The organism is Marinovum sp. J2-8 (assembly GCF_055808435.1).
The window spans coordinates 1-11921 of record NZ_JBVVRZ010000004.1; the positions used below are offsets into that span (position 1 = coordinate 1).

Consider the following 11921-nt stretch of genomic DNA (forward strand, 5'->3'; position numbering starts at 1 on the left):
TCTATGAGCGCATCCTGACCAATCCCGATGTCACGCCGTCGCCCGACCGGCGCTGGTTTGCGGGCGGTGAATTGGTCAAATTCAACCGGGTCGACAATTATACCTTCCAGTGGGAATTTGCCGCTCCGAACCCGTCCTTTGTGATGAAACTGGCCAATGCGGCGGTTTTGTCGGGGCTGGTGCCGAAACATTACATCGGCCAGTTCGACATCGCCATCAATCCCGATGCTGACAAGCTGGCCGAAGAGGCGGGTTTTGAAAGCTGGGTGACGAACCTGCAAAACCAGATGCTGGTCTATGGCAACTACTGGTATTTTGACGGCGATCTGGTGCCCGGTCAGCCGACCATCGGCACCCATGTCTTCTCTTCGGTCGACAGTGCGGGCAACAAGACATTCACCCGCAACCCCTATTTCTTCAAGGTGGATTCCGAGGGCAACCAACTGCCTTATGTCGATGATCTGAAGCGTCTGTTGGTGACCAATCTCGAAGCGCAGGATCTGGGCGGGATCGCCGGGCGCTATACCCATTATGGCTGGGGGTCGCTGGCCAATTACACCACCTACAAGAAAAACGAAGACGTCGGCGGATATGAAACCAAGCTGGTGACCTATTATCGCGGCAACGAATTCGTCTTTTCGTTCAACGTGAATCATCCAGAACCGATCAAGCGCGAGGTGTTTGGCGATCTGCGGTTCCGTCAGGCGATGTCGGTTGCGATTGACCGCGAGCGGATCAACAAACTGGTGTATTTCGGCCGTGCCACACCGCGTCAGGCCGCGCCGGTGCCGCAAGATCCCTATTACGAGGATTGGATGGGGGAACATTACGCCCAATTCGACCGCGATCTTGCCAACAAGCTGTTGGATGAAATGGGTCTGACCGAACGCGACAGCGACGGCTACCGGCTTGGCCCCGATGGCGAACCCTTTACCGTGCAGATGGTGCAAGCGCCGCCAGAACCGGCCTGGGCCAAGATTGTCGAGCTTGTGACCGAAGACTGGAATGCCGTTGGCGTGCGGACCCGTGCCAAACTGGTGGAATTCGGTTTGTTCCAACAGCAACGCAATGCCGGCCAGTTGGATGTGCCCGCATGGGCCTATTCGGTTCACCTGGCGGGCATGTGGTCGGGCGCCGCCGCAAACATGAGCCAATATGCCCCGCATTATGGCTATGGCGCGCTGGAATGGGCGGCCTGGCTCGACAGCAATGGTGAAACCGGCACGGAACCGCCGCTGGAGGTGCAGACAGCCGCAGAGGATTTCCAGAAATTTCTTCAGGTGACGCCGGATGATCCCGCATTCGACGAGGCCGCCAAAGCTGTGTTCACCGCCCAGCTGGAAGGCATGTATGCCATCGGCACCGTTGGTCTGCCGCCGCAACCCCTGCTGATTTCCAAGCAGGCACGCAACGGCCCCAAAGACGGCGATGTCTGGGACTCGGTGTTCCACCAATGGACTCAGTTCCTCCCAGAGCAGTTCTGGTTCGACACCGAAGCCAGCCAATAGCCGTCAAACTTGGCCGCCCCACATCCGGGGCGGCCATCCCCCTCCGTGGACCTATGCGGCCCCGATCCGCAAGCATGAGGCCCCAAAATGGCAAAATACATCCTCAAACGATTGATATACGCCCTGATCCTGCTGTGGCTGATTTCGATCGTTTCTTTCCTGGTCATCGAACTGCCGCCTGGCGACTATCTGACGTCGGTGGTGGCCGCGCTGGAACAATCCGGTTCAAAGGTATCTGTCGAGCAGCTGGAGGCGTTGCGACAGCAATACGGTCTCGATCTGCCGAGCTATCTTCGATATTTCCGCTGGATCTCTGGCTTTTTGGTGGGTGATTTCGGCTATTCCTTTGAATGGAACCGCCCGGTCAGCGATCTGGTTGTGGAACCTTTGATCCTGGATGCCTTTATTGCCGTCCTGATCGTTTTGGTGACCTATGCCATCGCCATTCCGATCGCGGTCTATTCGGCCACGCATCAATATTCGGTCGGCGATCACACCGTCACCTTCCTGAGCCTGCTGGGGCTGGCGACGCCAAGTTTCCTGCTGGCGCTGGTGACGCTTTATATCGCAACGACATGGTTCGGCATCGACCTGACGGGCCTGAATTCCGACGAATTCCTGCTGGCGCCCTGGAGCCTGGCCAAGTTTGCCGACATGCTTTGGCACTTGCCGACGCAGATCCTGATTGTCAGCACCTATATGGCCGCCGGCGTGGTCCGGGTGATGCGGGCATCGCTGTTGGACGAATTGCGCAAGCAATACGTTGTGACCGCACGCGCCAAGGGCGTGGGTGAACGCAAGTTGCTGTTCAAATACCCCGTGCGGCTGGCATTGAACCCGATCATCAGTGAAATGGCGATGGTGCTGCCCGCGACGATTTCGGCCGCCACCGTGACTGCCGTCGTGCTGGGACTGCCGACCGCGGGGCCGATGTTGCTGCGCGCGTTGATCAGCCAGGACACCTTCCTGTCGGCGACCATCCTGATGTTCCTCTCATTCCTCGTGATCATCGGCAGCACAATCGCAGATTTGCTGCTCGTCCTTGTTGACCCAAGGATCAAGCTAGAAAGGTCGGAAATCCGTGGCTGACAACCTGACCCTCAACGACGACACCGCGTCCAACGACACTTCGACCAAGGCGGCAGACGATTATTTCGCCGCCTCGCAATGGAGCCTGATCCGGTTCAAGTTCAAGAAACACAGGCTTGCCATGGCGGGGCTGACCATCTTGGCGGTGCTTTACACGCTGGCGCTGTTTCCCGGTTTCTTTTCGGTCAACACCCATAACGAAACCCACACCGATTACATCCTGATGCCGCCGCAGGGCATTCACTTTGTCGATGCTGCGGGCAATTTCTCGCTGCGGCCCTTTGTTTATGGCGTGCGCCAGGAAATCGACGATGAGACATGGGAAAAAACCTATGTCCGGGACGAGGCCGTGCGCCACCCGATCCGGTTCTTTCCCCAGCGCGAGAATGAAAACCTCTGGGGGGCGCTGACGCTGGGCAGGCATCTGGTTGGGGTCGAGGCGCCGGGGGTCTGGTTTCCCTTTGGCACCGATGAATTTGGCCGATGTCTTTTTTCGCGCACCATTGCCGCGTCGCAGATTTCCCTGTTCATCGGCATTGCCGGTGTGATGCTGAGCTTCCTGATCGGCAGTTTCATGGGCGGGTTGTCGGGCTATTTCGGCGGCACCATCGACATTGCCATTCAACGGTTGATCGAATTCGTGCTGAGCATTCCCAGCATTCCACTCTGGATGGCGTTGGCCGCCGCAATGCCCCAGGAATGGTCGAGCACCCAGGTGTTTTTCGGGATCACCATTGTGCTGTCGGTTGTCGGCTGGGCCAATCTGGCAAGAGTGGTGCGCGGCAAGACGCTGGAAATCCGCGAGGCTGATTTCGTCATGGCGGCGCGCCTGATGGGGGTGCCGACGATGCAGATCATCCGGCGTCATATCCTGCCGTCCTTTGCCAGCTATCTGATTGTCAGCATCACGCTGGGCGTGCCGGCGATGATCATTGCCGAAACGGCGCTGAGCTTTCTTCAGATCGGCATCAAGCCACCGGCGGTCAGCTGGGGCGTGCTCTTGCAAGCGGCACAAAGCCCGAATGCCCTGTCGCAAAGCCCCTGGCTTTTGATCCCCGGTGCCTTTGTCGTGCTGACGGTCATCTGCTTTAACTTTGTCGGCGACGGTCTGCGCGATGCCGTTGACCCCTATCGGTGATCGTCATGGATGCAAACGCCACTAAAACGGGAAGACCAATGCAGGAATTACTGAGCATCAAGGACCTTCGCGTCGAATTCGACCTTGGGCGTGCGACCCTGAATGCCGTCAACGGGGTCAATCTTTCGCTCAACGCAGGAGAGTCGTTTGGAATTGTCGGGGAAAGCGGGTCGGGCAAAAGCGTCACCGCCCAGGCGATCATGCGGATTGTGCCCAACCCCGGCAAGATCGTGAACGGTTCGATCATGCTGAACGCGCCGGGCGGTGCCGAACAGGGTTCTGACGGTGGGGTGGATCTGGCCCGGATCAACACCCGGGGCGGGCTGATCCGCAAGATCCGCGGCGGCCGGATTGCCATGATCTTTCAAGAGCCGATGACCAGCCTGTCACCGGTGCATCGGATCGGCGATCAGATCGTCGAAGCGGTCATGCTGCACCGCACCCGCGACAAGGCCGAAGCGCGCGACATCGCGCTGCACTATCTTGAGCGGATGCAGATCACCAACCCGCAGCAAAGGTTCCGGGAATACCCGTTCAACCTCTCTGGCGGGATGCGACAAAGGGTGATGATCGCGATGGGGCTGGCCTGTGATCCTGATCTGCTGATCGCGGATGAGCCGACAACCGCGCTGGACGTCACGGTGCAGTCACAGATCCTCGAACTGCTGGAAGGTCTGCGCGAAGAAATGGGGATGTCGATCCTCTATATCACCCATGATCTGGGGGTTGTCGCCGAAGTCACCCAACGGATCGCGGTGATGTATCTGGGCCGTATCGTCGAAACAGGCACAACGCGCCAGGTGCTGAAAAATCCCCGCCATCCCTATACCAAGGGTCTGATCGACAGCTTTCCAAAACTGTCCGGCGCGCGGCAAGAGCGGCTTCAGGCCATTCCGGGCAACGTTCCGGTGCCAATCGGCCTGCCGTGGCAATGCGGATTTCGCAGCCGCTGCCCGGTGGCCATCGACGGCAAATGCGACACAAGCGTGCCCGCCATGACCCCGGTGGAAGACGGCCACATGGTGCGTTGTTTCCACAATGGCGACACCAAAGAACCCCCATTGCCGCAGGCCCCGGCCCCCCGCGCGCGGCGTTCATTGTTTTCGGGAGGACGAACATGAAGGATGCAGGCCCCCAGGACGCGGTTCTGGAAGTTCATGATCTTGAGAAATCCTTTGGCGTAAAGGGCGGTTTCCTGAAACCTGCGGGAAACCCGGTCAAGGCGCTGCGCGGCGTTTCATTCGAACTCGGCTTTGGCGAAACGCTGGGGCTTGTCGGGGAAAGCGGCTGCGGAAAGACCACGCTGGGGCGCTGTGTGTTGCGGGCGATTGAACCCAGTGGCGGCAGCATCCAATTCGCCAGTTCCAAGGGCAAACTGGATTTGCGCACCCTGGACGCCAAGAGCCTGCGCGCCATTCGCCCCGAGCTCCAGATGGTGTTTCAGGATCCCTATGGATCGCTTGACCCGCGCATGACAATTTTCGAACTGGTGTCGGAACCGCTGCGCGTCGCTGGCGAGATGAGCCGGTCACAGATGAAGGCGCGGGTGGCGGAACTGATGACCATTGTCGGGCTGAACACCGGCTACCTGAACCGTTACCCACATGCCTTTAGTGGCGGACAGCGGCAAAGGATCTGCATCGCGCGGGCCCTGGCCACAAATCCCCGGCTCATGGTCTGTGACGAGGCGGTTTCGGCGCTGGATGTTTCGGTCAAGGCACAGATCCTGAACCTTCTGTCGGATCTGCAAAAGGAATACGGCATCGCCTATCTGTTTGTGTCGCATGACCTGTCTGTTGTGCGCTACATTTCGCATCGGGTCGCGGTCATGTATCTGGGCCAGCTGGTCGAACTGGGCACAACCGACGAATTGTTCTCTGCGCCCAAACATCCCTATACCGAGGCGCTGCTTTCGGCGATCCCGAACCCCGACCCGGACACCAGATCGCCGCGCATCTCCTTGCGCGGGGATCCCCCTGATCCCACCAGAACCAGCGCCGGATGCCCCTTTGCCGATCGCTGCGCCCATGCGCAGGACATCTGCACCAAAACCCCGCCGCAATGGCAGGAAATCAATCCCGGTCATCACGTCGCCTGTCACCGCGCGCAAGAGCTTTCGTTGGTTGGCGCGGTCACCTGACCCCGGCACACAGGATTGAATGTCTGGAGAAACGTATGAAAAACAACAGATTGGGCAAATCCGGGATTAAGGTTTCAGAACGGGGCATGGCCATCATGTCCCTTCGTCGGAACCAGATGGGCATGACACGCCAGATCCGGCTTTTGCTCACTTGAACATCACGCCCAACACGACGCATATTCCATAAAACGTTGCTTCGAACCCGAAGCAACAGCGCTGTGATACAACCACGGGGTCGCGGCGCGGGAAGGTATGGATCGGCACGTGTTGGGCATTGGCAAAAACGCGCATATCCGGGGGGGCATTCCCGGTGCCGACCTTGGCTTACACAGCCGGGCCCTGACCTTGGCCATAGTCATCAACGGGGTACGTTTTGGATAGGCTTCAGGTTATCAAGGCGCGGAAATTATATGTGGGGGATGGCGGCGCGCCATTGCCCGACCATGCTGTGGTGTTTCGCGGGGCGGAGATCCTTGATGTGCTGCCAGCAGCAAAAGCCCCGCAGGTGGCCGGAGGAAACGAGGCCAGCGGAATCGAGGCCGGGGGGATCGCGACGGACATTCTTGTGCCGGGTCTGGTCGATCTGCAACTGAACGGGGCAGGCGGGCGACAGTTCAATGACGACCCGACGCGCGACACCCTGGACTGTATGGCCAAAGCGGCGCAGATCGGCGGCACGGCCTGGTTCCTTCCGACCTTCATCACCGACGCCGGGCGCAGCTATCAGCGGGCGATTGCGGCGGTCGAAGCGGCCAGCCCGCATTGTATCGGCGTCATTGGTCTGCACCTTGAAGGCCCGTTTCTGTCGCCTGTGCGCCCCGGCATTCATCCGTCCGCCGCCATTCGCAAGATCGACGACGCGGACGAGCGGCTGATCACCGAGGCCTCTGTTCGAATCCTGCTGACACTTGCCCCGGAAGAAACGGAAATGGCGCGTTTGCAGCGATTGACCGCCAGCGGCGTGCGGCTGTTTGCCGGACATAGCGAGGCGCGATACGACACAATCGTCCAAGCTCAGAAATCTGGCCTGCGTGGCGCGACGCATCTGTTCAACGCGATGAGCCAAATGGCAAACCGGGAACCCGGTCTTGTCGGGGCGGTGTTCGACTGTCCGGACTTGTTTGCCGGCATAATTGCCGATGGCATCCACGTGCATCCGGCAAACCTGCGCAGCGCGCTTGCATTGGCCGGACCAGAGCGGCTGTTTCTGGTCAGCGACGCGATGATGCCGCTTGGCACGCAGATGACCGAATTTGACCTGTTGGGCCGCCGCATCCATCGCAAGGATGGCCGATTGATGAGTGACGCCGGCGTGCTGGCCGGGGCGGATATTTCGATGATCGACGCGGTGCGCACCCTGATACGGCTGACAGGATGCGATCTGAGCACGGCGATCCAGATGGCAACGCAAACCCCGGCGCGGGCGATTGGGCTGGACCATGAGATCGGCACGATCGAGATCGGAAAACGTGCCGGTTTCACGCTTCTGGATCAGGATTTGAATGTTCAATCGGTGCTAATCGGCAGCAGCGCGGACCACCCTTGAGCTTCAGGCAGATCCGCTCATCGCTGCGGAACGTCTGCGCAGCGCTTCCAATGTGAACAACAGCGCCGCCGAGAGCACGACAAGCAGGGTCGCAACCGCAAGGATGGTTGGATTGATCTGTTCGCGCAGCCCGGAAAACATCTGGCGCGGAATGGTGCGTTGTTCGGGGCCGCCAGAAACAGCACCAGCACCACCTCGTCAAACGAGGTGACAAAGGCGAAAAGCCCACCGGAAATCACGCCCGGCCGGATCAGCGGAATGACCACGTCCCAGAACACCTTGACCGGTGACGCCCCCAGGCTGAGCCCCGCGACAAACAACGATCGGTCAAAGCCGCTGAGCGTGGCGGTCACTGTGATGATCACAAAGGGCACCCCCAGCGCGGCATGGGCAATGATCAACCCGCCATAGGTGCCGACCAGATTGAACTGGGTGTAAAAGAAAAACATCCCCGCCGCGATGATGATCAGCGGCACAATCATCGGCGACAGCAACAGCGCCGTGATGATCCGTTTATAGGGCATCCAGGGCGACGACAGACCAACAGCGGCCACCGTGCCAAGCACCGTGGCGATGGTCGCGGCGGCAAAGCCGACGACAAAACTGTTGCGAATGGCCAGCAGCCATTTCTGATCGTCAAGGATTTCCTGATACCAACGGATGGAATAGGCCTCGGCATCCAGCGCCAACATGCCCTCGGTAAAGGTAAAAAACGGCTCGGCGTTGAAGGAAAGCGGCATGATCACCAGGATCGGCAGCATCAGGAACAAGAGCACCAAAAAGGCGAACACCCGCAACCCGTAGTGGCCCGCGATATGCCAAAAGGTGAAATATTCGGGGAAGCGTTTCATGCCTTATCCCAACTTGATGTTGCTTGCGCCGACAAACCGGTCGAACAGCCAGTACAGCAGCAAAATGATCACCAGCAACAGCGAGCCCAGCGCAGCGGCCAACTCCCAGTTGTTGGAGGTTTGCATGTGGAAGGCGATGATGTTGGAAATCATCTGCCCGTCGGTGCCGCCAACCAGTGCAGGCGTGATGTAATAGCCCACCGAAATGATGAACACCAAAAGCGCCCCGGCGGACAGGCCAGGCAGGCTCATCGGGAGGTAGATCTTGTACCACGCGCCCAAGGGTTTGCTGCCCATCGACAGGGCGGCGCGCATATAGCTTTGGTCGATACCACGCATCACCGAATAAAGCGGCAGCACCATGAACGGCAGCAGGATATGGGTCATCGCGATGACGGTTGAAAACTGGGTATACAGCATTTCCAGCGGTTCATCGGCAATGCCAAGCGCCATGAGCGTCGAATTGACCACACCATTGGTTTGCAACAGCGCGATCCAGGCCGTTGTCCGCACCAGAAGCGAGGTCCAGAACGGCAACAGGACAAAGACCATCAGGAAATTCGCCATCTTGTCAGAGGCATGCGCCATATAGAACGCCAGCGGATAGCCAAGCAGGACGGTCAGAAGCGTGATGATCAACGCCATGCGCAGGGTCTTGGTGTAAAGCTTGACGTAGATCTGGGTGTCGCGCTGCACGATGCTGCGATCCGCGTCGCGTTCAAGATCGACAGAGGTCAGGTAATAGCTGTCGGTATAAGGCTTGCCCGCGGCCTTGAGCGCGCGCCATGTGGCGGGATCGGCCCAGCGGTCATTTGCGTCTTTCAGCAAGGTCGCGCCATTGCTGGCAATCTCGGCGTCATCGACCCGGCGCAGGGCACGTGCCGTGGATTTTACCACGCTCGACATGCCGGGCAGGGCGCGATTGATTTCATCGGCCAGCTTGCCGGATGTGCGATCATTCGCCATCCGCTTCATGTCTGCGGCGAACTGGATCAGGACGGCATCGTCGGGCATGTCATCGCCAGACCATTCCGCCAAAGCCGCCAGCGTTTCGGGCACCAGATTGGCCACCGTGGGGTTGTGGATGCTGCGATAGAGCATCGTCGTGATCGGCGCCACAAAGGCGAAAATGATAAAGACCAAAAGCGGCACGACAAACAGGAATGCCTGAAGCTTGCGCTTGCGCGCCTCGCGCGCTGCGTTGCGGGCATCGGCACGATCAAGATTTGGCGTTGCTGCGGTCATGGGCCATTCATGGTTAAGGGTTGGCATGATCTGGGGGGATATCCCCCGCGCCACGACACGGCGCGAGGGACAGAATTGGATGATCGACGATCAGCGGCTTATTGCAGCAGCCATTCGTTGAACTTCTCGCCAAGGCTTTCGCCATAGTCAGCCCAGAAGATACCATCCGCTTTCAGACCCTCGTCGAGGTGGGCGGTGGGCAGATCCTGTTTCACGCTTTCCGGCAGCAGCGCCTGAGCGGATTTGCGGGTCGGGCCATAGGCCACGTCCTGCATCCCCGAAAGCGGCACGGTGCGGGTCGCGGATTTCACGAATTCCATCGCGGTTTCCAGGTTCGGCGACCCTTTCATGATGGCCCAGACATCAAGGTCATAGACATGGCTGTCCCAGACGATGCTGAACGGTGCGCCGTCGTCCTTGATTGCGGCAAAGATCCGGCCATTGGCCGATTGCACCATCTGCGCGCCACCGTCATTCAACAGAACGGGGGCCTGAGACCAGCTGTCATACCAGACGATATCGTCCTTGATGGTGTCGAGCTTGGCAAATGCGCGGGCCTGACCTTCGTCGGTGGACAGGGTGGCATAGACATCTTCGGGGGCAACGCCATCCGCGATCAGAGCCCATTCCATGTTGACCTGCGGACGCTTGCGCAGACCACGCTTGCCGGGGAAGGCCTCGGTGTCAAAGAAATCCGCAATCGATTCGGGACCGGGGCCGTTTTCGGTGTTCACCGCAAAGACAACCGACCACACGATATTGCCGACGCCACATTCATTGGCCAAAGCATCGGGGATGAAGTCATCCGCAGCGGCGGTGCCATCGTCACCATCGGGCAGAACGCTCTGGTCCAGCACCTCAAGATAGCCTTCGGCACAGGCGCGTTCGAGGTCAATCACCTCGATATCCACGACATCCCACTGGATATTGCCGGCCTCGACCTGGGCCTTCATTTCCGCAACGCCGCCGCCGTAATCCTCGAACAGGATATTGACGCCGGTCTCGGCTACGAAGGGGTCGATCATGTGTTCCTTCTGGGCCGCACCATAGGCACCGCCAAAGGACGTCACGGTGAGATCTTGCGCCACTGCGGGGCTGGCGAGCAGCGCGACAGTCGCAAGTAACGTCAGATGTTTCTTCATCGGTTTCTCCTTGTCAGTCCGGGTATTTATCAGGACCCCGGTTTTGCCCTGTGTCGCCTAGCCCGCCTGGAAAGCGATGCAATCGGATGCCAACCAAAGCAGCTGGGCCTCCGCGCCATCGGTAAATTCCGGCGCAGAAAGGTCGTTCAAGATTTTGACAATGATGTCGGTGCCATCAGGCAGCTTGAAATAGTAACGAATGAAATCACCGACATAGATCCGGGTTTCGAACCGAACGGTCAGGGCGTTGTCATGCGCATGGGTCGATGGCGGAAAGAAAAGCTTTTCCGGGCGCACAGACACGCGACAGGCACCGCCGACGGTCAGATCCGCTGTTGCCTGGGCGACGATGGTGCCGCCGTCGGTGACGATTTTCGCGGTTGCGCCGTCGATGCTTTCGACCCGGCCGGGGACAAAATTGTTTTCGCCGATAAAGTCGGCAACAAACGCATTGGCCGGGCGTTCATAAAGCTCGGCCGGGGGCGCGCATTGCTGGACCACACCGTCGTTGAACACGGCGATCCGGCTCGACATCGACAGCGCCTCGGCCTGATCATGGGTCACATAGATCACGGTGAATCCCATCTGCTTGTGCAGGCGGGTGATTTCATACTGCATCTGTTCGCGCAGGTTCTTGTCGAGCGCGCCCAGCGGTTCATCCATCAAAATCAGGGTCGGTTCAAAGATCATCGCGCGGGCCAGAGCGACGCGCTGGCGCTGCCCCCCTGAAAGCTGGCCGGGGCGACGATCCCCGAAGGCCGACAATTCCACCAGGTTCAGATATTCCGCCACCTGGGCCTTGATCTTGTCCTTTGGCATTTTGCGCACGGCCAATGGATAGGCCAGATTTTCCGCCACCGTCATATGGGGAAACAGCGCATAGTTCTGAAAGACCATGCCGATATTGCGGCGATAGGGGGCCGTGCGGTTGATGGATTTTCCGGCGATGGCGATATCGCCCGATGTGACGCTTTCAAATCCGGCCAGCATCATCAGGACCGTTGTCTTGCCCGACCCCGATGGCCCGAGCAGTGTTATGAACTCGCCCTCTTGGACGTCCATGTTAAAGCCTTTGACCACCAGATTCTTTTGGTCGTAGCTTTTCTTGACGTCGTCAAACTTCAGAAAGGTATCGATATTCAGATCTTTCATCATTACGTCACCACCCTCTTACGCGACTTAATCAGGTGTAATGACATTTGACAATCACCTGTTGCGAATGTTGTGACATCCGAGATGGCAGCGATCAAAAAGCGATCACC

The 11921-nt window shown here is 58.9% G+C and carries 9 protein-coding genes and 1 pseudogene; 6 read left to right on the forward strand and 4 right to left on the reverse strand.

Going from position 1 to position 11921, the window contains the following annotated elements; genetic code table 11:
- From AC0L4F_RS12925 to nagA, 6 genes are all read left to right on the forward strand, one after another.
- Window positions 1–1508, forward strand: a 1508-nt coding sequence (locus tag AC0L4F_RS12925) for an ABC transporter substrate-binding protein (RefSeq protein ID WP_244688945.1), incomplete at its 5' end; no start/stop codon positions are given.
- Between the two features lie 87 nt (window positions 1509–1595).
- Window positions 1596–2597: an ABC transporter permease gene (locus AC0L4F_RS12930; protein WP_244688946.1), complete on the forward strand. Its 1002-nt coding sequence runs from the start codon at window positions 1596–1598 to the stop codon at window positions 2595–2597.
- Window positions 2590–3735 carry an ABC transporter permease gene (locus AC0L4F_RS12935; RefSeq protein ID WP_244688947.1) on the forward strand — a complete coding sequence of 382 codons (1146 nt, stop codon included), beginning with the start codon at window positions 2590–2592 and terminating at the stop codon, window positions 3733–3735. Before AC0L4F_RS12930 ends, AC0L4F_RS12935 begins: the two co-directional genes overlap by 8 nt.
- Window positions 3736–3773: 38 nt before the next feature.
- Window positions 3774–4856 carry an ABC transporter ATP-binding protein gene (locus AC0L4F_RS12940; RefSeq protein WP_244688948.1) on the forward strand — a complete coding sequence of 361 codons (1083 nt, stop codon included), beginning with the start codon at window positions 3774–3776 and terminating at the stop codon, window positions 4854–4856.
- Entirely contained in the window at window positions 4853–5875 is a 1023-nt protein-coding gene (locus AC0L4F_RS12945; RefSeq protein WP_244688949.1) for an ABC transporter ATP-binding protein, read from the forward strand. Before AC0L4F_RS12940 ends, AC0L4F_RS12945 begins: the two co-directional genes overlap by 4 nt.
- A 373-nt stretch (window positions 5876–6248) precedes the next feature.
- Complete coding sequence (gene nagA, locus AC0L4F_RS12950; RefSeq protein WP_244688950.1) at window positions 6249–7421, forward strand: N-acetylglucosamine-6-phosphate deacetylase; 1173 nt, start codon at window positions 6249–6251, stop codon at window positions 7419–7421.
- Between the two features lie 3 nt (window positions 7422–7424).
- Here the strand turns inward: nagA and AC0L4F_RS12955 are convergent.
- From AC0L4F_RS12955 to AC0L4F_RS12970, 4 genes and pseudogenes are all read right to left on the reverse strand, one after another.
- Window positions 7425–8272: pseudogene (locus AC0L4F_RS12955) on the reverse strand (ABC transporter permease).
- Between the two features lie 3 nt (window positions 8273–8275).
- On the reverse strand, window positions 8276–9517 hold the full coding sequence (locus AC0L4F_RS12960; RefSeq protein ID WP_244688951.1) for an ABC transporter permease: 1242 nt from the start codon (window positions 9515–9517) through the stop codon (window positions 8276–8278).
- A 98-nt stretch (window positions 9518–9615) separates the two neighbouring features.
- The gene (locus AC0L4F_RS12965; RefSeq protein ID WP_244688952.1) at window positions 9616–10659 is read right to left on the reverse strand and encodes an ABC transporter substrate-binding protein; all 1044 of its coding nucleotides are present in this window, start codon (window positions 10657–10659) and stop codon (window positions 9616–9618) included.
- A 57-nt stretch (window positions 10660–10716) separates the two neighbouring features.
- Window positions 10717–11811 carry an ABC transporter ATP-binding protein gene (locus tag AC0L4F_RS12970; protein WP_244688953.1) on the reverse strand — a complete coding sequence of 365 codons (1095 nt, stop codon included), beginning with the start codon at window positions 11809–11811 and terminating at the stop codon, window positions 10717–10719.
- Window positions 11812–11921 lie beyond the last annotated feature (110 nt).